Genomic DNA, 22,712 nt, shown 5'->3' with positions numbered 1-22,712 from the left:
ACGATCAGTGATCAGGGTCAAAACTCAATGCGTACGTCGCCTTTCGGCACGCTGCAGCACGACAGGATGTAACCCTCTGCCTCGTCTTCCTCGGTGATCCCGCCGTTGTGGTCCATCTCGACTTCCCCGCCCAGCTTCATCACTTTGCACGTTCCGCAGATCCCCATGCCGCAGGCCTTCGGAATCAACAGGCCAAGCTTGGCCGCTGCTGCGTGCACGGTTTCGCCCGGTGCCACACGAATGCTTTTGCCCGAGGCAATGAATTCCACCTGGTGCAAATCTGCCAGGTCGATTTCCGGTGCATCTGCCGCTTGCTCGGCCTGTTCCACCGCGTCGGCACGGGCTTCCGGCGGCGTGGCACCGAAGGATTCCTCGTGGTAACGCGCCATGTCGAAACCTGCGACTTCCAGCAGGCGCTTCACTGCGTTCATGTAGGGCGTCGGGCCGCAACAGAACACCTCGCGCTCCAGGAAGTCCGGCACCATCAGTTCCAGCATCTTGTGGTTCAGATAGCCGCGATAACCCGCCCAAGGCTCGCCCAGGCCGTGCTTCTCACAAATCAGGTGCAGGCTGAAATTGTCGATCCGCGACGCCATGTGCTCCAGCTCACGGTGGTAAATGATGTCTTTGGGCGAGCGAGCGCTGTGGATAAACGTCATGTCGACGTTGGCATTGGTGTCGTAGAACCAGCGCGCCATGGACATCACCGGGGTGATGCCAACACCTCCGCTGAGGTACAGCACTTTTGGGCTTGGGAAGTCGATGGCGTTGAACAACCCCACCGGCCCGTGTACCGCCAACTCTTGCCCTTCATGAAGGGTATCGTGCAGCCAGTTGGAGACCCGACCGCCCGGCACGCGCTTGATGGTCACCGAGAAGCTATAAGGCACCGAAGGCGAGCTGGAAATGGTGTAGGAGCGCATGATCGGCTGGCCTTCAATTTCCAGCTCCAGGGTGACGAATTGCCCCGGCTTGAAAAAGAACAGGATCGGCTGGTCGGCCATGAAACAAAAGGTGCGCACGTCCCAGGTTTCCTGGATGACTTTGACGCAACGGACGATGTGTCGACCATTGGCCCAGGTCTGGGTGGTTACCGGGTTCAGGAAGCTGTTGGACATGCTCATTCTCCACTGCCGATGTTCGGCTTTATGGTGGCGATTCTGCGTAACGCCGGATTCGCCCATTTACCTATCTGCGACATTCACATACTTATCGCGACCAGCCCCCAACGACCTAGGGTTGCGCGTCGGGAACAGATTGGGCCATGTCGCCCATGGATAAGGTTCGGCACATCGGCGGCCCCACACTCGCTTCCAACAACGACGCTTTCTTTACGCCTTGCTGCAAACCTGATTAGCCACTTATCTCGGCCACACAGAATGGCCATGAGGACACACACGATGGACGTCACCGCAACCTTAAGCTTGGGCGATCCGCTGGAACCCGCACGCAAGGCCACCGCGCAAATGCTGCAGGAACGTGAGCGCACGTTCTCGCTGCCACAGCCGTTCTACTCTGATGAGCGGTTGTTTGATATCGACATGCAGGAGATCTTCCAGAAAGAGTGGTTGATCGCCGGCATGACCTGCGAGATCCCCACCAAGGGCAACTACCTGACCCTGCAAGTGGGCAAGAACCCGATCATCGTGATCCGTGGCGCCGAAGGTGTGGTGCATGCGTTCCACAACGTGTGCCGTCACCGTGGCTCGCGCTTGTGCACCAGCGACAAGGGCAAGGTCGCCAAGTTGGTCTGCCACTACCACCAGTGGACCTACGAACTGGACGGGCGCCTGCTGTTCGCCGGTACCGAGATGGGCGCCGACTTCGACATGAAGCAATACGGCCTCAAGCCAGTGAACGTGAAGACCGCCGGCGGCTACATCTTCATCAGCCTGTCGCAGAACCCGCCGGCCATCGATGACTTCCTGTCGACGCTCAACCATTACATGGAACCCTACGACATGGAGAACACCAAGGTGGCGGTGCAAACCACCTTGATGGAAAAGGCCAACTGGAAGCTGGTGCTGGAAAACAACCGCGAGTGCTACCACTGCAACGCCTCGCACCCGGAACTGCTCAAGACCCTGCTGGAATGGGACGACGTCACCGACCCGCGCGCCGACCAGGCGTTCAAGGACCACGTGGCCGCGTCGGCTGCCGCTTGGGACGCGGAAAAGATCCCTTACGCCCACGCCAGCTTCGGCCTGCGTAACCGCATCGTGCGCATGCCGCTGCTCAAGGGCACCGTGTCGATGACCATGGACGGCAAACAGGGCTGCGCGAAGCTGATGGGTCGCATAAAGAACCCGGATTTGGGCTCGATGCGCATCCTGCACCTGCCGCACTCGTGGAACCACTGCATGGGCGATCACATCATTGTGTTCACCGTGTGGCCGATCAGCGCCCAGGAAACCATGGTCACCACCAAGTGGATCGTGCACAAAGACGCGGTGGAAGGCGTGGACTACGACCCAGCGCGCATGCGCGAAGTATGGGACGCCACCAACGACCAGGACCGTCGCCTGGCCGAAGAAAACCAGCGCGGGATCAACTCCACCGCCTACCAGCCCGGCCCATACTCCAAGACCTATGAGTTTGGCGTGGTGAACTTCGTGGACTGGTACAGCGAGCGCATGCTCAGCAACCTGGGCGCGGCGCCGGCGCCGTACCTCAAGGGCGTGGCTGTACACGAATAACCGGCATCCCACAGGTCAAAACGTGGGTATCTACACAACTCGTAGTGAGCGGGCTTGCCCCGCGCTGGGGGGCAAAGCCGCCCCCAAACCAGCCGCCGCGTTCTGTCTGACAGAAGGCGGCGTTCTTATTGGGGCGGCTTCGCCCCCCAGCGCGGGACAAGCCCGCTCACTACAGCAAGCCCCCTCCACCTTTCAGATCTGTTTAATGGTCAGAATTTGAGCAACACCCTCGCACCCCTTTGGCTTCCTGCCCTCCAGCCTTTCCCCAACAACTTATCCACAAAGCCACCCACAGCAATTGTGGGCAACTGCGTTGTTGCGGCGAAATTAAACCAAGAAAATCCGTGACTTATTCAAGATCGCAGTTTCAACCCCTACCTGATCACTTTTTAACCATAAGTCTGTAGACCTTATGAATCGTGGCCTGTAGCGGTACGCGAACACCTTATCCACAGAACAGCCAACAGACTTTGGGTGTAACTTTGGGACCGCTGTGGAAAACCGCGTCAAACCTTCATAAACCAAGGGTTTCAGCAGTTTCATTGTCATTAAAGCGCGATTTGGTCAAAATTTAACCATAACCGCAAAAGCCTTTATCCATAAGGCCTGTAGCCGATAGCAAACATCTTATCCACAGAAGCGCCAACAGACTTTGGGGGCAACTTCAGATCGCGCAACGCGCTTATCCACACGAAAACTCTCTTAAAAACCGCAACTTAGCCTGGTCATTTTTCGTACAAGAGTCTGTAACCCTTGATACACGTGCCCTGCGGCAAGCCACGAACACCTTATCCACAGTTACGCGCACAGCGATTGTGGGTAACCGTCTTGCCTGTACAAAAAACATCCAGCATCTAGACTCATCCTTGCAGTTCATTTCACTAGCCTGGGTTAATGCGGAAGTCCTTGGCGGGATAACAGGAGATCAGAACGGTGACGTGGCAGGGCAACCCCAGCCATCACTGCGCCAAAGGTTTTACGCTGATTGAATTACTACTGACGCTGGCCCTGCTGGCCACGCTCGCGACAGTGGCTTATCCGCTGACGGCACTGATGGGTAAACGCGACCGGGAACTCGACTTGCAACGCTCGTTGCGGGAAATACGGCGCGCGATCGACTCCTACAAAGAAGCCACTGACGACGGGCGTGTTGAAAAAAGCCTCAGCGCAAGTGGTTATCCGCCCACCCTGCACGTGTTGGTTGAAGGGGTCACAGACAAAACCAACCTGCAAGGCAACAAACTCTATTTCCTGCGCCGTATTCCCCGCGACCCTGTGTGCGAGTGCCCCGAACTTGCGCCTGAAAAAACCTGGCAACTGCGCAGCTACAAAAGCACCGCTGATAACCCACAAGAGGGAGAAGATGTATTTGACGTTTCATCCCGCAGCACCCGGGAGAGTTTGAATGGAACGTCATACAGCCAGTGGTAACCAGGGTTTTACCCTGATCGAGTTGCTGGTGGTCATGGCGATTATCGCCACCCTCATGACCTTGGTGACCCCCCAATATTTCCGCCAGCACGCCAAGGCCCAGGAAACCGTGCTGCGCCATAACCTGTCGTCCATCCGCCAGGCGCTGGATCAATTTCGCGAAGACCACGGCACTAACCCCGACTCCCTGCAAGCCCTGGTGGACCGCCGCTACCTGCGGGAAATCCCGGTGGATCCGGTGACTGGTAAACGAGACACCTGGCAACTGCAACCCTCCGACGAACAAGGCCTGGGCGATGTGCGCAGCGGCGCTCCCGGCACTGCGAAAGACGGGAGCACCTATGCCGACTGGTAAGCAACGCCAGCAAGGCTCGGTGTTCATGGGCATGTTGGTGACGGTGGCCGTGGTGGCCGTAATGCTGATGGAAGTGGGCACGCTGTGGTCCAGCGTGTTGCAGCGCGAGCGCGAGCAGGAGTTGTTGGCACGCGGCAATGAAATCCGCCGGGCGATTGGGTTGTATTACCGGGAGGGCAACACCTTTCCCAAGTCCCTCGATGACCTGGTGCTAGACGGCCGCCAACCGACGATCAAACGCTACCTGCGTCGGGCCTACGACGACCCGCTCACCGGCACCGCCGAATGGGGTGTGGTTGAAGGCCCCGGCGAAACCATCATGGGCGTGTTCAGCAAGGCCAAGGGCACGCCGTTTAAACAAGGCAACTTCATAGCCAGCAACCAAAGTTTTACAGGGCAAGGTAGTTATCAAGGGTGGGTGTTTCTGTATGGCTCTGTACAGAGTAATCCTGCAACCCGCACCGGTCCCAAGGGAGATCAGCTGACCCATGATGCCAATTGAATAATCACACTGATCGTTCCAGCAGTTCGGAACTTGTTTATCTGAATTGAAGGTGGACTAGAGCATGAATAATTTACAGCGATATACGGAGCATTTGTTTAAGTGGGTGTTGGCGGCAGTATTACTGGCGCCCGCGCTGGTCTGGGCCCATGGCGCATTAGACTTCCCGCAGACGCGCGCAGTGAACTGCCAAGTTACCGGAGGTTACTGGCAGCCACCGATCCTTGATAAAGGTTGCCGAGAGTCGGCAAAAATATTTAATACCGATGCGGAAAAAGTATATCCCGCACAACAGTGGAATGAGGTTGCGCACATTCCGTTGATTGATAATCCAACGCTGGATCAGATCAAGGCAATCATTAAAGATGGTCAGATATGCTCCGCGAATGATCCGAAAAAGGCCAGTTTGGACCTCCCTTTGCCCGATTGGACAAAAACCGATGTCACCCCTGGGCAACCCCTGACGATGCGCCTCATCGGTACAGCCCCTCATGTGCCCAGTACGTTCTATGCATTTACAACGAGAGCTGGCTTCAACAGCGCTACTGACACGCTCAAATGGAGCGATCTGACGCCTTTAGCACAACCCGAATTACTCACCGTTGCCAAAACCGTCTATCCCCCCAATAACCCACCAAAAATCTCGGGGGCCTGGGGATACTTTGAGATTGTGAGAACAATCCCAAGTGGACTCTTGGGAAATGGCTTGATCGTTACCATCTGGGTCAGGAGCGACCCGCATGGTGAGTTTTTTATCGGTTGCTCAGATGTGAATTTCAAGGGCAATAGCGTACCGAGTAAACGCTACAACTTAGGTCAGTTCATTAAGCCTGACATGCAAGCCCTTAAACCTGGCGATGCTGTGCACTACCGGATTTTCGGCAGGGACAGTAAAGTTAGCGAAATTGTCGATATCGAGCTTCTCATTACCCAATCCAATCTGCCTCCAGGTAAGTGGGGGAAGGAGCTGGCGAGCAAGGTGAATGCAACGGATGCCGAGATCGGTGAACTGGAAAACGATATCGTTACTTTCAATGATGTCGATGCACTTCTTAACTCCACATTTGTTAAACAAGAAGGTTACTCCCAAGCAATGTCGATTATTGAAGGGGGGGGCACCGGCCCAGTGAACCCGGCTCCACCCGTAGCACGAATCACGGGACCAACATCGATAAAGTCGGGAGACTCCTTCACGTTCAATGGCACGGCTTCATCCGGTAGCAACGGACCACTGCTTTATCAATGGGCTATCCCAGGATTGGTCGGCTCACAAGGTAACAGTACAGCGAGCGGGAAAGCACCCACCGTCACCCAATCAACCCCCTTCAAAGCGCGACTTAATATTCGTGATCAAAAAAATGGAAAAACCAGCCAAGCGGAGTTTGATTTTACGGTAACGCCTGCGGGCGGCGGCGGGGATCATCCGGCTTATAAAGAGGGCACTCCTTATAAAGATGGAGATGTCGTGAGCAACAACGGTAAAAACTATAAGTGCAAACCTCACCCTTATACCGCGTGGTGTGCGGGTGCGGCATGGGCTTATGCGCCCGGTTCAGGCACTGCCTGGGAGCAAGCATGGGACGAGGTCCAGTAGCCCACTGGGTATATTCGTTAATCCAATAAATGTCAGAGCCAAACGTTATAGGGCGCCTCACCGCGCCCTATACACGACAACGCTACAGTTGAAGAAGTACAACGCAGTCCTACCGGCGGTGCCCGCGTAAAAAACGCGGGCCGGGAGAGTTACACACAACCGCCGTACCTTGGCACTCCCACAGGGTATCTCCATGCGCAATCGTTCGCTTATCCACAGCCCCCTACGCGGCTTCACGCTGTTGGAACTGCTGGTCGTCCTGCTGATCATCGCCCTCCTCGCCGGCTACGTCGGCCCGAAGATGTTCGATCGCCTGGAACTGGCCAAAGTCCAGACCGCCCAAGGCCAGATGAAGTCCCTCGCCGACGCCTTGAATCAGTTCCGTCTCGACAACGGCAACTACCCCGACGAAACCCTCGGCCTCAACGCACTGACTACCCGCCCCGCCAACGCGGGCAATTGGCAAGGGCCCTATTTGAAGACGCTGCCACCAGACCCCTGGGGCAACCCGTACCTGTACAAGAACCCCGGCACACCGCCCAACGATGTGGAAATCATCTCGCTGGGCCGCGATGGCAAAGCCGGTGGTGTGAACACCTACGCCGACATCGTGTACGGCCTGTGATATGCACACCCTGCGGATTGCCCTGACCCTGCTGTGCCTCACGGGCACCGCCCAGGCCAACTGTTGGCAACTGGCGGCCAGCCGCTACCACGTCGACCCGCTGCTGCTGTATGCGATCGCCAAGGTCGAATCCAACCTCAACCCCAACGCACGCAATATCAACGGCGACGGCACCCAGGACATCGGCCTGATGCAGATCAACAGCCGCCACTTGCCCGCGTTGGCACGCTTCGGCATCACCGAGCAGCACCTGCTGGCTCAGCCGTGCACCAGCGTGATGGTCGGTGCGTGGATCCTTGCCGGGTTCATCCAAGAGAAGGGCTACGGCTGGCAGGCCGTCGGCGCCTATAACGCCGGGGGCAAACCCGGCCGCGATGAGCGCCGTGCACGCTATGCGTTGGCGGTTTGGCGCTACTACGGCGTGTTGTTGCAACAACGGCAACAACTGGCCAGGCAAACCCCATGATCGACATCGATGCCCGCATCATCCGTGACGGCCATTTGCAGACCCTGCGCCTGCAAGCCCTCGACGTGGCTCAGGCTCGCCAACAACTGCAAGCCGATGGCGCCCAAGTCATCTCGCTCAAGGCCCGACGCCAACTAACATTGCCCAGTCGTCGCGCAAAATTTGCCCTCGGCCTGTTTATCCAGGAATTGGTGGTGTTACTCGACGCCGGCCTGGTGCTGGTAGAAGCCGTGGAGACCCTGCGCGATAAAGCACCGCCGGGCATCAACCGCCAAGTCATGAGCGACTTGCTCGCTTCGATGTACGAAGGCAACTCATTGTCCAAGGCGATGCAGCTCAAGCCACAGACGTTTCCTGAGCTGTTGGTCGCCACCGTGGCGTCCTCGGAGCACAGCGGCCAACTGGCCGTAGCCCTGCGTCGTTATCACCATTTTGAAGCGCACTTGGAGACCGTGAAAAAACGCGTGAGCGGCGCACTGATGTACCCCTTGGTGGTGTTGAGCGTGGGTGCGCTGATCCTGCTGTTCCTGCTGTTTTTTGTGATTCCGCGCTTCGCTTCGGTGTTCGACTCGGTCGCCGACCTGCCTGCTACCGCACGCTTCATGGTGTGGTGGGGCGCGCTGGTAGACACGCGAGGCACCGAGCTGCTGATCGGCATGGCGGTAGCAATCGCCACGCTGGTCGTGCTCTTTCGCAGCGCCGCCTTCAAGCGCCAGGTCGCCAACCTGTTCTGGAAAATTCCCAGCCTGGGCGCTCAACGCACGCTGTTTATCCTCGCGCGTTTTTATCGCACCGCCGGCATGTTGTTGATGGGCGGCATGCCGGTCGTCACGGCCGTGGAGCTGTCCGGCGCGCTGCTGCCCCTCGAGCGCCAAGGCGATCTGCGCCACGCCATGACCGACATAAGGGCCGGACAGCCGTTGTCCACGTCCCTGGCGCGTCACCAACTGACCACCGCCGTCGCCGAGCGCCTGCTGCGCGTGGGCGAGCAAAGCGGCGAGTTGGCGGCGATGTGCGAGCGTATTGCGCAGTTTCACGATGAAGCGCTGGAACGCGCCATCGAGCTGTTCAGCAAGGTCTTCGAGCCGATACTGATGCTGGTGGTGGGCGGCCTGATCGGCCTGATCGTGTTCATGCTGTACATGCCGATCTTTGAACTGGCCGGGTCCATACAGGGGTAACGCCATGAGCGAGCAGACACGGCAATGGCAAGCACTGGCAGAACAGCGCTCGATGTCGTTGGCCAACTACCTGCTGGAGGTGCTGGACAAAGCACCGGATCAACTGCCAACCATCGCCGCGCCACTGGGCATGCGCGCCATTGAGCCCAAACATCTGCTGGAAAACCATTGGCGGTTTGACGTGCTGTCACTGCCCCAGGCACTGATTCACAACGTGCTGCCCGTGGACTACCAAGACCAGACCTGCCTGGTGCTAGGCGACCCGTTTGCCTTGGCCAATCGGCACTGGATCCAGTCCACTTCCGGCCTGCGCGCACTGCCCCTGGCCATGAGCCTGCCGGGCGCGGTCAAGGCTCAGCTTGCCCTCGCGGAGGCCAGCCAGCGGGTCATGCAACCGTTTGGCGAGGACGACGCAAGCGCCCGCGTCAGCCAAGCCGCCCAGGAAATATCCTTGAGCAGCATCGCCCGCGACGACAACCCAGTGGTGCGCCTGGTCAACTCCATGCTGTTCGATGCATTGCAGAGTCGCGCCAGTGATATTCACGTCGAGACCAACCCCGAAGGCCTGGAGATCAAGTACCGCATCGACGGTGTCTTGCAGAAGATGGGCAAGGCCAATGGCCTGGACATGGCCGAGCAGGCACTGTCGCGCATCAAGGTCTTGTCGGAGCTGGATATCGGCGAGCGACGCGTGCCCCAGGACGGGCGTTTCAAGATGAAAATCCAGGGTCGTGAGGTGGATTTTCGTGTGTCGATCATGCCCAGCATCCACGGTGAAGATGCGGTGCTGCGCATTCTCGACAAGTCGCAACGGGGCGAATCCCTGAACCTGGAAAGCCTCGGCCTGGCCGCCGATACCATCGCGCGAATACGCATCCTGGCCAACGAGCCCTACGGCATGTTGCTGGTCACCGGGCCCACCGGCAGCGGCAAATCCACCACCTTGTACGCCGCCTTGTCGGAGACCAACACCGGCGAGAAAAAGATCATCACCATCGAAGACCCGGTGGAATACGAGTTGCCCGGCGTGCTGCAAATACCGGTGAATGACAAGAAGGGCCTGACCTTCGCCCGTGGCCTGCGCTCGATCCTGCGCCACGACCCGGACACGATCCTGGTGGGTGAAATCCGCGACGGCGAAACCGCAGGCATCGCGGTGCAGGCGGCGCTCACCGGGCACTTGGTGATGTCGTCGGTGCACGCCAACAGCGCATTCAGTGTGTTGGAGCGCTTCACCTACATGGACGTGGACCCAGCCAGTTTTGTCGAGGCCCTCAACGGCGTGGTCGCCCAACGCCTGGTACGGCGGATCTGCCCGGACTGCGGCGTCGATGCCAAGCCAGACGCGGAACTTGCCCGCCTTGCCCATGTACCCGAAGCGCAACTGCAACAAGGTCATTACCGCGTGGGTAAAGGCTGCGAAGCCTGTCGTCACACCGGCTACCGCGGCCGGTTGGCCCTGGCCGAAGTGCTCAGCGTGACTGACAGCATCAAGGAAGGCCTGCTCAACCGCAGCTCGGCGTCCACCTTGCGCGAACTGGCGCGCGAAGCCGGCCACGTGTTCATCCGCGATATTGCCCTGGCCCACGCCGCACAAGGCGACACCACGCTCAAGGAGATCCACCGTGTCATTTCCCTTTATTGAGCATGTGGTGTGGCTGCACAGCAGCGGGGCCGTCTGGGCGGCACGCCCACGTTGGCGCGGTGCGAGGGTGTGGCGTGCGGAGCAAGCGGGTGAGCCATTGAGTGCCTGCGCGGCCTTGCTGGAGCAAGCACCCCGTGGCCGTTTGCGCTTCTTGGACCGCGCCACGGTGCTGCTCGGATTTCCCCATGTGCACTACCTGATGCTGGCGTGGCAAACGGGCCTGTACAGCCACGCTGACTGGCAGAACTTTGCCGAAGCTACTTTCCATCAACAGGCCGGCATCGATGCAGAGCGCTGGCAGGTACAGGTCGCCAATAGCGTGTTCGGCCAACCACGCTTGGCGGTCGCCACCCCAAAGGACCTGCTGCAAGACCTGCGCGAGCTGTTCAAGCTGCACCGTCTGCCGCTGCTGACCTGCACCCCGCTGCTGACCGCCGTGGCGCAACAGTACTGGCGGCGATTGCCCGATGACTGCGTGCTGGCGGTGCCTGAATCGGAAGGCCTCAGTTGCCTCTACCGGCAACAGGGCATCCCCCATCAGGTATGCGTGCTGCCCACACATCCCGGCAGCGCATTGAGCGACAACCTGTTCACCGCCGACGTGCTCGCGCAACAGCAGGCCCCTGTCACGCTGATCGTCGCCAATCGCCGCACCGAGGATTGGCTGGGGCCACTGCATCCATGGCTGGAGGAATTGCCCGCATGAAGTTCAACCTCGCAGCCATCCGCCAACACCTGAGCACCCCACGCGCGCCCGGTATTGATTTCCAACATGCCAACAGCCCCCATCGACCGCTGGTGGCGGTGCTGTGGCTGCTGGCGACAGGGCTGTTGTTCACTACCTGGCAGCACTGGCAACGCATGGAAGAGCAACAACTGCAGACCGATGAACTGGAACAGCACTTTATCCAACTGACACGCCGGCAGGAGCAGTTGATCCAGGCCGCCATCCGCCTCTCGCCTCGACAAAAACAGCAGCTGGCGGCGTTCTCCAAACAATCGGCGACGCCCTTCGCGCTGATGGACTCAGTGGCCCAGGCCTGGTCCCGGGAGATCGCCCTGACACGGGTGGAGGTCAACACCCAGACGCAGTTATTGCACCTGGACCTGGAAGCCAAGGCGCTGGGCGATGCGTTCCGTTTTGTCGAGCGGCTCAAGACCCAGCCTGGCGTACACGTGAACCTGCAGCAAAGCGCGCGCAAGACCAACGACCCGCAACACCCGGTTCAGGTCAAACTCGCCATTGGCGCGGGGTAAGCCGCCCATGGAAGCCCTCACGCGCTACCTGCCACGCCTGCGCTGGCACTTGATGCAGTGGCAGCAGAACCTCGGCTTCTGGGGGCTGCTGGCCCTCGGCGTGATGGCGGCAGCGTTGTTGATTGAAATCAGCGTGATTCACCCGGCGGGTGCCGCCGACACCCTGCGACGCGAGGAGCTGGAAGCGGGCATCGGTGAACAACCGCAGAATGTGCATGTCACCGAGCCCGCGGTGGTCGAAAAAATGCCCAGCGCCGACGACTTCGCCCCACGCGTGGAGAAACTGCTGGGCACCCTTACCCGACGCGGCTTCATCATCGAACAAACCACCCTGGCCTATTCCGCACCCGGTGATACCGGATTGCAACGGCTGGACGTGGACATCCCGCTCACCGGCCCATATGTCCTGCTACGTGAAGCCTTGACCGACGTGGCACAGGAACCGGCAGTACGCATCGAGAGCGTGACGCTGGAGCGCAAGGAAATCATCAGCGGCATGCTGAGCATCAACCTCAAGGTCAGCGTACTGGGGGTGGTGGAATGAAACTGCCGCTGTATTTACGTCTGCTGTTGCTGCTGACCCTGGTCGTCTGCGGCTGGCTGTTCTGGCAGGACACGCCGGACAGTCCCCCCCTTGCGCCCGTAGCGGGGGTCGCCAAACCCATCGAACCCGCTCCCGTCTCAACGCCAGGACCGGTGGCGAGCACGGTGATCGACCTGTTCCCCGCCCAAACCTGGACCCCACCACCGCCGCTGACACCGGTGGATAACTCGCCGCCCAGGCCCCCACCGCTGCCGTTCACCGTCACTGCGCAATGGCGCTTCGAGAACCAATCGAAAATCGTCGTGCTGCGCGGCAACGGCACTCAATACACCTTGTGCAACCGTTGCTCGGTTCCTGGCCGCATCGTTCCCGGCAAGATGCTGGACGCGCACTACCGCTTGGACAAACTCACCGATACCGCCGTGGTGCTGACCTACATGCCGCTCAAGCATGCCAGCACCTTGCGCCTGGACACTCACTGACCGGGAGAGGACACCGTCATGGCGAAGCGTTCGAGGATGTCCTTAAGCCTGATGCTGGCGTTGCTCGGCGCCTGCCAGACACAGAACGCGATCAAGCAAAGCGATGAATTGCGCCAGAAGGGCGACATCGTGCGCTCGGTCGAGGTGCTGCAAGCCGAAGCCAAGCAATCCCCCGACGACGTGCAATTACGCAGCGCGCAATTCGGCAAACTGGAACTGCTGGTCGCCCAATACAGCCGCGAGGCCAGCACCGCCCTGATGCGCGGCGACGACGTGGCCGCCATCCAGGCGCTGGAAACCATCCTCAAATACGACCCCAGCAACCTTGGGGCACGTCAGGAAATCCAAAGCATCCAGGACATGAAGCAACTGCGCCCACAACTGGCACGCGCCTACGAAATGAAACGCGCCAACCCGGTGGAAGCACTCAACCTGGTGCGCCAGATCATCGCGCAAAAACCCAATTACCGAGAAGCGTTGGACTTTCGCAATGCACTGACCCGCGAGCTGGTGAGCGCCGACTACCTCAGCGCAGACCTCACTGACGCCATGCGCAAACCCTTGAGCCTGGAGTTCAGCGCCCAAAGCCTGACCACGATTTTCGAAACCATCGCGCGCCTGTCGGGGGTCAACTTTGTCATCGACAAAGACGTGAACCCCAGTGCTTCGGCGAGCATGACGGCCACCCGCACCACTGCCGAAGATGCGCTGAACCTCTTGCTGACGACACAAGGCCTGGAGAAGAAGATCCTCAACCGCAACACGATCCTGATCTACCCCAAACGCCCTGACAAAGAGCGTGAATACCGCGAGTTGGCAGTGCGTACTTTTTACCTGAGCCATGGCGACGCCAAAGTCGTTGCCGCCGAGATCAAGCAAGTGCTCAAGCCTAAGGAGGTGCTGGTGGACGAGCGCCTGAATGCGGTGATCGTGCGTGACGGGTTGGACACCCTGAGTGCGGTGGAAAAGATGGTCGAGGCCATTGATATCGCGCAGTCGGAGGTGACCATTGATATCCAGGTGCTGGAAGTCAGCCTCACGGACGAATTGAACCTGGGCATCAAGTACCCGGAAAGCGTGGGTGTGTCGGTGGGCAACCTGGCGAATGTGCCCGCCGGGCTGGCGGGCACCCCCATCAGCGCCTTGCGCGGCATCAATGGCGACAACATTCTGCTGGATGCCGGCAGTACTTCGGCGCGCATCAATATGCTGCAGCGCAGTGGCAACACGGTCACCTTGGCAAACCCCAGGGTGAGGGTGCGTAATCGTGAAGAGGCCGCAGTGAATATCGGTGACAAGATTCCCGTGGTCACCACCACCACCGCCAACCAGATCACCACCTCGTCGGTGTCTTACCAGGACGTAGGGCTACAGATCACGGTCAAGCCCAACATCAGCCTGAGCGATGAGGTGAACCTGGAACTGAATGTGGAAATGAGCCACATCACCAAGCGAATTCCCGGTTCGGAAAACGTACCCGCCACCTTTGAATTGGGCTCGCGCTCCACCAAGACACTGTTGACCGCGCGCAACAATGAAACCCAGGTTGTCTCCGGGCTTATCCGCACCGCAGACGTCGATGAAGGATCGGGTTTGCCGTGGTTGAGCCAGATCCCGTGGCTCGGCAATAAGCTGTTCGGCACCAATCAAAATACCCAACAGAAAACCGAGATCATCCTGCTGCTGACACCCAGGATCGAACGTAACCTGGACCTGCCGATCTCGCAGATCAGCACGTTCCACAGTGGTACCGAGGCGCGGAGTTCGACGGAGGGCATGATCCTGCGGGACACCACCGAGAAAATGATCCTCAAACCCCTAGGCGGTGATCCGACACCGGCGATACCGCCGCCGATGCAGCAGCCGGATGCCAACTGGGCACCACTGCCGCCGCCGTTGCCGGACTTGGTGCCTAAGCCCGCGCCGCCACCCCAGACACAATGAAGATCAAGTGTGGGAGCTGGCTTGCCTGCGATAGCGGAAGCGGAGGGTCAGCTTGCACAGCCTTAGCTGATACACCGCTATCGCAGGCAAGCCAGCTCCCACAGGACTACGGGGCGTTTTCAAGTCAGCGCACCACGCCCTCTTCCACCAACAACTTGAGAATCGCCTGCGCCCCCTCCTCCGGGCTCACACCCTTGAGCACTTGCCCACCGCCACCGCTGGCCTTGGCCGTCGCGGCTTTCATCCGATCCGCGCCGCTCTTGGCCTTGATCACCTTCAACCGCTTGGGCCGAGGCTTGGCCGGTTGCAGCACGGCGCCGGTGAACAACTCATCCTCTTCAATCACAACCTCATGCGCCGCCAACTCACCGCGTTGCGCCGGGCCGTAGGCGCTCTGCCTTGGCTTGGGCGCGGCATTGTCCACCGTCGCCAGAAACGGCAAGCGCACCTTCAAGCGCCGGCGTTGACCACGCGGCAACGCTTGCAGCACATGGGCCACGCCGCCGTCGATGGACTCCACCTGCGCCAGCCCGACGATCAGCGGCCAGCCCAATTGCTCGGCGAGCAAGAACGGCAACATGCCCGAACCTTCGCCGGTTTCCGCCTGGCTGCCAGTCAGCACCACGTGGGCGCCGGCTTCGCGCAGATAATCACCGAGTACCGGCAACGCATCGCTGCCCGCCGGTTGTTCCAGTACGTGCAGTTGCGGCAAACCCATGCCCAGATAACTGCGCAGGGTCGGTTCATTTATGTTGCCAGCATGCAGCACCTGCAACTTATCCCCAGCCAGTTGCAAACCCAGCTCCACCGCGCGCGCATCCTGCTCGGCACGGCGCGGGCGCCCGGAAGTTGGGTGGGCGCCGATGGACACCAGGCTGATGACATTCGTGGTCATGGTCATATCCTCAGGCCGCATCGCGCTTGGCGCCGTTGCGGTAGGTTTCCACCGCCGCGATCAAGGCTTGCAGAATCGCGGCGCTTTCGCCGATCACCGACAGGTCGGCACGCTTGATCATGTCGCAGCCAGGGTCCAGGTTGATCGCCACCACCTTGTCGCAGGCACCGATGCCTTGCAGGTGCTGGATCGCCCCGGAAATACCCACGGCCACATACACCCGCGCCGTGACCCAGGTGCCGCTGGCACCGACCTGGCGATCACGGGCCATGAAGCCGTCGTCCACCGCCACTCGCGAGGCGCCTTCTGTGGCGCCGAGGGCGGCGGCGGTCTGGTGGAACAACGCCCAGTCCTTCACGCCGTTGCCGCCGGAGAAAATGAATTCCGCTTCGGCCATCGGGATTGCCGCCGGGTCTACCGCCACCGCACCGAGATCCTCGATACGCGGCAAGCTGCGCGCCAGGGCTGTGGACAACTCCACGGGCAGCACTTCGTGACGGGTTTCGCTGACCGGCTCGGCGCATTCGGCGGCGGCCAGGATCAAGCGTGGCAGAGGGCGAGCCAAGTCTTCCTGGCCCGCGCCAGCGCGACCGATACACTCGTCACCCTTGATTTGCCAGACACGCGTGGCCGGACGCTCTTTGAGGCTGGCAGCAAAACGCCGTCCCAGCTCACCGCCACCGCTGCGACTGTCCGGCAGCAACCAGTGGCGCGGGTTGAACTGGTTATCCACAGCGCGCAAACCTTGCACGCGTTGCTCTGGTGAATAACCGTCGAACTCGTGGCCGTCCAGCACCAGTAGCCGGTCGACGCCAGCGGTGGCAAACGCGCTCTCCTTGTGTTCGCCAAACACCACCGCCAACACCGCACCGTCGCTGCCCGCCAACTGGCGAGCCAGGCCGAGCAAGTCGCGGTCGTGGCTGCTCAAGCGGCCACCGACCATGTCCGGCACCACGTTGATGTAGAACGCAGGGGCTGCAAGCTGATGCAACGGCAGCAAGACTTCCACCGCCGCCGTACGCTTGGCCGCGCCACCTTGCTGAGCGCCACTGCGGTCGATGCGCTTGATGCCATTGGGGCCGATAAAACCGACACCATGTACGTTCTTGCGTATGACGCCGTTAGGCCCCATCCAACTGTGTTGTACCGGCTGCATCGCCGCGTGCAGCGGGTGCAGACGGTTGCGGGCGATCCATTCGGCCCGTGGGTCGCGGCGGATAATGTCGCTCATCAGTGCACCTCCGCAGGTTCGCGTTTCAACGGGGCTTTGGCCGGCGGGGCGTCTTCCAGCAAGGCGTCGGCCACCAGTTCGGCGATGTCCTTGATCAACGGGCGCGGTTCGACCACGCCTTCGAGCATCGCCGTACATTGCGGGCAACCCACCGCCACCAGCTCAGCGCCGGTTTCGCGGATGTCTTCCATGCGCATGTCCGGAATACGTTGCTTGCCGGGTATGTCAGTGATCGGCGCACCGCCACCGCCACCGCAGCAGCGCGAACGGAAGCCCGAGCGTTGCATCTCCTTGACCTCGATACCCAGCGCCCGCAGCACTTGGCGCGGCGCCTCGTATTCGCCGTTGTAGCGGCCCAGGTAGCACGGGTCGTGATAGGTCACGCTGTTGCCCTTGTGCTGGCCCAGGTTCAGCGCGCCCTCGTCGATCAGCTCGGCCATGAAGGTGCTGTGGTGCTGCACGAGGTAGTTGCCGTTGAAGGCGCCGTATTCGTTTTTCAGCACATGGAAACTGTGCGGGTCGCAGGTGACGATGCGCTTGAAGCTGTACTTGGCCAGGGTCTGGATATTGCGCGAGGCCAGCAACTGGAATGTCGCTTCATCGCCCAGGCGGCGGGCCACGTCACCGCTGTCGCGTTCTTCCAGGCCGAGCACGGCGAAGTCGACACCGGCAGCCTTGAGCACTTTGACGAACGCACGCAGGGTGCGTTGGTTGCGCATGTCGAAGGCACCGTCGCCGACCCAGAACAGTACGTCGCAGCTGCCCTTTTCGCTGAGCAACGGCAGGTTCAGATCCGCCGCCCAGTTCAACCGGCCACCGGGTGCGAAGCCGCCAGGGTTGTCGGTGGCGATCAGGTTTTCGAGGACTTCGGCGCCCTTGTTCGGGGTGGCGCCTTTTTCCAGGGTGAGGTGGCGGCGCATGTCGACGATGGCGTCCACGTGCTCGATCATCATCGGGCATTCTTCGACACAGGCGCGGCAGGTGGTGCACGACCATAGGGTCTCGGCGTCCACCAAACCATTGACGATGGGTTGATGCGGATTGCCGCTGTGTTCGCCAATCGCTTTGCCTGGATAGGGGCTACCGGCGAACTTGGCGTCAGTGCCGCCGGCCAAGCCGACGACCATGTCCTGGATCAGCTTTTTAGGATTCAGCGGCTGGCCTGCAGCAAACGCAGGGCACGCGGCCTCGCACTTGCCGCATTGCACGCAGGCGTCAAAACCGAGCAGTTGGTTCCAGGTGAAATCCTTGGGTTTTTCTACGCCCAGCGGTGCGGTTTTGTCGCTGAGATCCAGCGGCTTCAAACCGGTGGAACGGCCACCCCCAAAGCGTTCGGCGCGGCGGTGCCAGGCCAGGTGCAGGGCACCGGCGAAGGCATGTTTCATCGGACCGCCCCAGGTCATGCCGAAGAACATCTCGGACACACCCCACAACACGCCGACACTGAGCAATGCAGCCAGCAGCCAGCCGCCGAAGTCCTCCGGCAGAATTCCGGCCACCGGCAAGGTCACCAGGAAGAAGCTCACCGAAAACGCCATCAGGCTTTTCGGCAGGCGCATCCACGGGCCTTTGGACAGCCGCGCCGGCGGGTTACGACGGCGCAGGTAGACGAAGGTGGCACCGACAAACATCAGCACCGAAGCCAGCAGCAAGGCATAGCCGAGGATGCGGTTATGCAGGCCGAAACCGTGTACCAGGATCGCCAGCAACGCCGACAGCACAAAGCCCAAGGCCGTGGCCACGTGGGTGTTGGCGATGTATTTGTCGCGGGCGACCACGTGGTGCAAGTCGACCATGTAGCGCTTGGGCATGGCCAACAGGCCGCCCAGCAGGTCGACCTTGGATGCACGGCCACGGCGCCACATGTTCACCCGGCGCAGGGCGCCGAGGACGGCAAGGCCCAGGGCGGCAAACAGCAGGATGGGAAGAAGGGTGTTCAGCATGGTGAAGCTCCCAAAGACCTCGGGTCTTGCACGGGTTCATGTTGTGGTAAAGAGCTTGTCTGTAGTGAGCGGGCTTGCCCCGCGCTGGGTGGCGAAGCCGCCCTAAAACCAGGTACCTCGGTTTATCTGAAACCCCGCGGCGTCTAGTTTGGGGTGGCTTCGCCACCCAGCGCGGGGCAAGCCCGCTCACTACAGTTACAACCTCCCATCACAGGGATGCAGGCAAGCCGTCAGAAATCCTTGCAAAGGCGCAGGGCGTCGTAGATCGCAGCGTGGGTATTACGCTGCGCCACGCAGTCGCCGATGCGGAACAGCAAGTAGCCATCCCCCGCCTCGCTCAGGCACGGTTGCGGCTTGATCGCGAACAAGGCTTCAACGTCGATCTGGCCCTTGTTGCGCGAACCCTCCTTGAGTGCGTAGTAGATGGCTTCGTCAGGACGCACGCCGTTCTCGACCACCACCTGATCCACCACCCGCTCCTCTTTGGCGCCGGTGTATTCGTTCTCCAGCACCGCCACCAGCTTGTCGCCTTCGCGGTAGACCTTTTCCAGCATCATGTCGCCGGTCATGATCACTTCCTTGGGGTACATGCTGCGGTAGTAAGTCGGGAACGACGTACCGCCGATGGCCACGCCGGGCTTGATGTCGTCGGTGACGATCTCCACCTGGCTGCCTTTGTCCGCCAGGAAATCCGCCACCGACATACCGGTGAATTCGCAAATGGTGTCGTACACCAGCACGTTCTTGCCCGGCGCTACCTTGCCGTCGAGCACGTCCCAACTGCTGACCACCAGGCCTTCAGCCGCGCCCCAGTGTTCGTTTTGCTCGATGAACGGATGCCCACCCACTGCCAACACGACCACGTCCGGACGCAGGTCCTGGATGGTGTCGGCGTCAGCGGCGACACCCAGTCGCAGGTCGACTTTCAGGCGTGCCAGCTCCAACTGGAACCAGCGCGTGATCCCGGCGATCTGGTCGCGTTGCGGTGCCTTCGACGCGGTGGTGATTTGCCCGCCGATAAACTCTTTCTTTTCGAACAGGGTCACGTCGTGGCCGCGCTCGGCCGCCACGCGTGCTGCCTCCATCCCGGCTGGGCCTGCGCCCACCACCACGACTTTGCGCTTGGGACCGGTGGATTTTTCGATGATGTGCGGCACGCCCATGTATTCACGGGAGGTCGCGGCGTTCTGGATGCACAGCACATCCAGCCCCTGGTACTGGCGGTCGATGCAGTAGTTGGCGCCGACGCATTGCTTGATCTGGTCGATCTGGCCCATCTTGATCTTGGCGATCAGGTGCGGGTCGGCGATGTGCGCACGGGTCATGCCGACCATGTCCACATAACCGCCTTCCAGAATGCGCGTGGCCTGGTTCGGGTCCTTGATGTTCTGCGCGTGCAGCACCGGAACCTTGACCACTTCCTTGATGCCCGCCGCCAGGTGCAGGAACGGCTCCGGCGGGTAGCTCATGTTCGGGATCACGTTGGCCAGGGTGTTGTGGGTATCGCAACCCGAGCCCACCACGCCGATGAAATCGAGCATGCCGGTGTCGTCGTAGTACTTGGCGATCTGCTTCATGTCCTCGTGGGACAGGCCGTCCGGGTGGAACTCGTCACCGCACAGGCGCATGCCTACGCAGAAATCGTCACCGACTTCGGCGCGCACGGCCTTCAATACTTCCAGGCCGAACTTCATGCGGCCTTCAAAGGTGCCGCCCCATTCGTCAGTACGCTTGTTGACCCGTGGGCTCCAGAACTGGTCGATCATGTGCTGGTGCACGGCGGACAGCTCCACGCCGTCCAGGCCACCGGCCTTGGCGCGCCGTGCGGCCTGGGCGTAGTTGCCGATCACGCGCCAGATCTCTTCCGGCTCGATGGTCTTGCAGGTAGCACGGTGCACCGGCTCACGCACGCCAGACGGCGACATCAGCGTTGGCCAGTTGAAACCGTCCCAACGCGAGCGACGGCCCATGTGGGTAATCTGGATCATGATCTTGGCGCCATGCTTGTGCATGGCGTCGGCCAGGTTCTGGAAGTGCGGGATGATGCGGTCGGTGGACAGGTTCACCGAGCTCCACCATTCCTGCGGGCTGTCGATGGCCACCACCGAGGAACCGCCACAGATTGCCAGGCCGATACCGCCCTTGGCTTTCTCTTCGTAATACTGAACATAGCGCTCAGTGGTCATGCCGCCGTCGGTGGCATACACCTCGGCGTGAGCGGTACTGAGCACGCGGTTGCGGATGGTCAGTTTGCCGATCTGGATCGGCGCAAACATTGCTTCGAAAGCCATGGCACGGTCCTCGGCTTACAACGGCTTGACGGTGAACAAACCGTCATCGTGGCCCTCTTCGGAGCCTCCGTAGACTTGTTCGGCGACGGTGCGGATCTTGCTGCCGCGGGCTTCGAGAATCTGGTCCATGGCGCCGGCAAACCAGCCGGTGAACATGTAGTCCACTTTGCGCCCGACCTTGCCGTACACGTAGACAAACGCCGAGTGCTCCAGCTTGACGCTGCAGGTGCCTTTGTCGAGGTCGATGTCCTGGATCTTGAACAAGCCCCAGCCGCGTTGCGACAGGCGTTTCATGTAGTGCTCGAACACCGCAACGCCTTCAAGGCCGTGGCATTCAGCTTCTTTTTCACACCAGTGCCAGGCGGACTTGTAGCCGGCCTTGTAGAGGATCTCGGCGTAGGCGTCGGCGCCCAGCACTTCTTCAATCCCGATGTGGTTGTTGACGAAGAAATGGCGCGGCACGTACAGCATCGGCAGGGCGTCGGAGGTCCAGACACCGGTCTCGCTGTCGACTTCGATAGGTAATTGCGGGGCGATCTTGGCCATGGAAACTTAACTCCAGAAAATTTGTTGTAGTGATAGTCCGCAGTAATGCGGTGGCTTATTCGCCCCAGACGTCCTTGAGGACGTTCACCCAGTTCTCGCCCATGATCTTGCGCACCACGCGCTCGCTGTGGCCGCGCTTGAGCAGGGTCTCGGTGAGGTTGGGGAACTCGCCCACGGTGCGGATGCCCAGTGGGTTGATGATCTTGCCGAAGCTGGTCAGGCGGCGGGCGTAGCCCTTGTCATGGGTCAGCATTTCGAAGAAATCCTGGCCATGGCCCTGGGTAAAGTCGGTACCAATGCCGATCGCGTCTTCGCCGACGATGTTCATGGTGTATTCGATGGCTTCGGCGTAATCGTCGATGGTCGAATCGATACCTTTGGCCAGGAATGGCGCAAACATGGTCACGCCGACAAAACCGCCGTGGTCCGCAATAAACTTAAGCTCTTCATCGGATTTGTTACGCGGGTGCTCTTTAAGCCCGGACGGCAGGCAGTGGGAGTAGCACACCGGTTTTTTCGATTCGAGGATGACTTCTTCGCTGGTCTTGGAACCGACGTGGGACAGGTCGCACATGATGCCAACGCGGTTCATCTCGGCGACGATCTCACGGCCAAAACCCGACAGGCCGCCGTCGCGCTCGTAGCAACCGGTACCGACCAGGTTCTGGGTGTTGTAGCACATCTGCACCACGCCCACGCCGAGCTGCTTGAAGATCTCGACGTAGCCCAGTTGGTCCTCAAACGCATGGGCGTTCTGGAAGCCGAAGATGATGCCGGTCTTGCCTTGTTCCTTGGCTTTGCGGATGTCGGCGGTGGTTTTCACCGGGATCACCAGGTCGCTGTTTTCACGGATCAGGGTCTGGCTGGCCACGATGTTATTGATAGTGGCCTGGAACCCTTCCCACACCGACACGGTGCAGTTGGCAGCGGTGAGGCCACCTTTGCGCATGTCCTCGAACAGGTCGCGGTTCCACTTGGCAATGATCAGCCCGTCGATAACGATGCTGTCGGCGTGCAATTCGGCTGGGCTCATCAGGCGTCCCCTTATTGGCGATTCATGCGCCGAATCGTCTGCCGGCGCTTT

Annotated in this window: 21 protein-coding genes; 14 read left to right on the top strand and 7 right to left on the bottom strand. The window is 60.4% G+C overall.

The annotated features are described in order from the left end of the window. Positions 1 to 17: 17 nt before the first annotated feature. The gene (gene gbcB / locus CFE47_RS07235) at positions 18 to 1,118 is read right to left on the bottom strand and encodes a glycine betaine monooxygenase reductase subunit (protein WP_286836095.1); all 1,101 of its coding nucleotides are present in this window, start codon (positions 1,116 to 1,118) and stop codon (positions 18 to 20) included. Between the two features lie 282 nt (positions 1,119 to 1,400). On the opposite strand from gbcB, the gene gbca reads away from it, so the two are divergent. The 14 genes from gbca (at position 1,401) to CFE47_RS07165 (ending at position 14,722) form a co-directional block, all read left to right on the top strand. Next, positions 1,401 to 2,696 carry a glycine betaine monooxygenase oxygenase subunit gene (gene gbca, locus CFE47_RS07230; RefSeq protein ID WP_185709217.1) on the top strand — a complete coding sequence of 432 codons (1,296 nt, stop codon included), beginning with the start codon at positions 1,401 to 1,403 and terminating at the stop codon, positions 2,694 to 2,696. Positions 2,697 to 3,629: 933 nt separating this feature from the next. After that, positions 3,630 to 4,127, top strand: coding sequence for a prepilin-type N-terminal cleavage/methylation domain-containing protein (locus tag CFE47_RS07225; protein WP_286836094.1), 498 nt, complete (start codon positions 3,630 to 3,632; stop codon positions 4,125 to 4,127). Then, positions 4,102 to 4,482 (top strand): type II secretion system protein, encoded by a 381-nt coding sequence (locus tag CFE47_RS07220; protein ID WP_286836093.1) that lies wholly within the window; start codon positions 4,102 to 4,104, stop codon positions 4,480 to 4,482. Before CFE47_RS07225 ends, CFE47_RS07220 begins: the two co-directional genes overlap by 26 nt. Then, positions 4,469 to 4,984, top strand: a complete 516-nt coding sequence (locus CFE47_RS07215) for a type II secretion system protein (RefSeq protein ID WP_286836092.1) — start codon at positions 4,469 to 4,471, stop codon at positions 4,982 to 4,984. The genes CFE47_RS07220 and CFE47_RS07215 overlap by 14 nt, the downstream gene beginning before the upstream one ends. 64 nt (positions 4,985 to 5,048) lie before the next feature. Further along, positions 5,049 to 6,578 (top strand): lytic polysaccharide monooxygenase, encoded by a 1,530-nt coding sequence (locus tag CFE47_RS07210; RefSeq protein ID WP_286836091.1) that lies wholly within the window; start codon positions 5,049 to 5,051, stop codon positions 6,576 to 6,578. Between the two features lie 193 nt (positions 6,579 to 6,771). Then, positions 6,772 to 7,203, top strand: coding sequence for a type II secretion system major pseudopilin GspG (gene gspG, locus CFE47_RS07205; RefSeq protein WP_286836090.1), 432 nt, complete (start codon positions 6,772 to 6,774; stop codon positions 7,201 to 7,203). Between the two features lies 1 nt (position 7,204). Beyond that, positions 7,205 to 7,669: a transglycosylase SLT domain-containing protein gene (locus CFE47_RS07200; RefSeq protein ID WP_286836089.1), complete on the top strand. Its 465-nt coding sequence runs from the start codon at positions 7,205 to 7,207 to the stop codon at positions 7,667 to 7,669. Next, positions 7,666 to 8,850: a type II secretion system F family protein gene (locus CFE47_RS07195; protein WP_286836088.1), complete on the top strand. Its 1,185-nt coding sequence runs from the start codon at positions 7,666 to 7,668 to the stop codon at positions 8,848 to 8,850. Before CFE47_RS07200 ends, CFE47_RS07195 begins: the two co-directional genes overlap by 4 nt. 4 nt (positions 8,851 to 8,854) lie before the next feature. After that, positions 8,855 to 10,495: a GspE/PulE family protein gene (locus CFE47_RS07190; RefSeq protein ID WP_286836087.1), complete on the top strand. Its 1,641-nt coding sequence runs from the start codon at positions 8,855 to 8,857 to the stop codon at positions 10,493 to 10,495. Next, a complete protein-coding gene (locus tag CFE47_RS07185) occupies positions 10,476 to 11,201 on the top strand; it encodes a hypothetical protein (RefSeq protein WP_286836086.1) in 726 nt (241 codons plus the stop codon). The genes CFE47_RS07190 and CFE47_RS07185 overlap by 20 nt, the downstream gene beginning before the upstream one ends. Further along, entirely contained in the window at positions 11,198 to 11,752 is a 555-nt protein-coding gene (locus CFE47_RS07180; RefSeq protein ID WP_286836085.1) for a hypothetical protein, read from the top strand. The genes CFE47_RS07185 and CFE47_RS07180 overlap by 4 nt, the downstream gene beginning before the upstream one ends. A 7-nt stretch (positions 11,753 to 11,759) precedes the next feature. Beyond that, entirely contained in the window at positions 11,760 to 12,296 is a 537-nt protein-coding gene (locus CFE47_RS07175) for a hypothetical protein (protein ID WP_286836084.1), read from the top strand. Beyond that, positions 12,293 to 12,778 carry a hypothetical protein gene (locus CFE47_RS07170; protein ID WP_286836083.1) on the top strand — a complete coding sequence of 162 codons (486 nt, stop codon included), beginning with the start codon at positions 12,293 to 12,295 and terminating at the stop codon, positions 12,776 to 12,778. The genes CFE47_RS07175 and CFE47_RS07170 overlap by 4 nt, the downstream gene beginning before the upstream one ends. A gap of 18 nt (positions 12,779 to 12,796) precedes the next feature. Beyond that, positions 12,797 to 14,722, top strand: coding sequence for a secretin GspD/PilQ domain-containing protein (locus CFE47_RS07165; RefSeq protein ID WP_286836082.1), 1,926 nt, complete (start codon positions 12,797 to 12,799; stop codon positions 14,720 to 14,722). 124 nt (positions 14,723 to 14,846) lie between these two features. Here the strand turns inward: CFE47_RS07165 and etfB are convergent, their stop codons facing one another. The 6 genes from etfB to CFE47_RS07135 form a co-directional block, all read right to left on the bottom strand. Further along, on the bottom strand, positions 14,847 to 15,617 hold the full coding sequence (etfB, locus tag CFE47_RS07160; protein ID WP_286836081.1) for an electron transfer flavoprotein subunit beta: 771 nt from the start codon (positions 15,615 to 15,617) through the stop codon (positions 14,847 to 14,849). Positions 15,618 to 15,627: 10 nt separating this feature from the next. Next, positions 15,628 to 16,848, bottom strand: coding sequence for an electron transfer flavoprotein subunit alpha (gene etfA, locus CFE47_RS07155; protein WP_286836080.1), 1,221 nt, complete (start codon positions 16,846 to 16,848; stop codon positions 15,628 to 15,630). Next, positions 16,848 to 18,791 carry a dimethylglycine demethylation protein DgcB gene (dgcB, locus tag CFE47_RS07150; RefSeq protein ID WP_286836079.1) on the bottom strand — a complete coding sequence of 648 codons (1,944 nt, stop codon included), beginning with the start codon at positions 18,789 to 18,791 and terminating at the stop codon, positions 16,848 to 16,850. The genes etfA and dgcB overlap by 1 nt, the downstream gene beginning before the upstream one ends. Positions 18,792 to 19,021: 230 nt before the next feature. Next, complete coding sequence (gene dgcA / locus CFE47_RS07145) at positions 19,022 to 21,082, bottom strand: dimethylglycine demethylation protein DgcA (RefSeq protein WP_185709213.1); 2,061 nt, start codon at positions 21,080 to 21,082, stop codon at positions 19,022 to 19,024. Between the two features lie 15 nt (positions 21,083 to 21,097). Then, positions 21,098 to 21,628: a DUF5943 domain-containing protein gene (locus tag CFE47_RS07140; RefSeq protein WP_038848876.1), complete on the bottom strand. Its 531-nt coding sequence runs from the start codon at positions 21,626 to 21,628 to the stop codon at positions 21,098 to 21,100. Between the two features lie 55 nt (positions 21,629 to 21,683). Beyond that, positions 21,684 to 22,661: a dipeptidase gene (locus CFE47_RS07135; RefSeq protein WP_053258385.1), complete on the bottom strand. Its 978-nt coding sequence runs from the start codon at positions 22,659 to 22,661 to the stop codon at positions 21,684 to 21,686. Positions 22,662 to 22,712 lie beyond the last annotated feature (51 nt).

The organism is Pseudomonas sp. PGPPP1 (genome assembly GCF_002255865.1).
Lineage (GTDB): Bacteria > Pseudomonadota > Gammaproteobacteria > Pseudomonadales > Pseudomonadaceae > Aquipseudomonas > Aquipseudomonas cremoris.
Note: the sequence above shows the minus strand (reverse complement) of the source record. Positions and strands in the feature narration are given on the sequence as shown.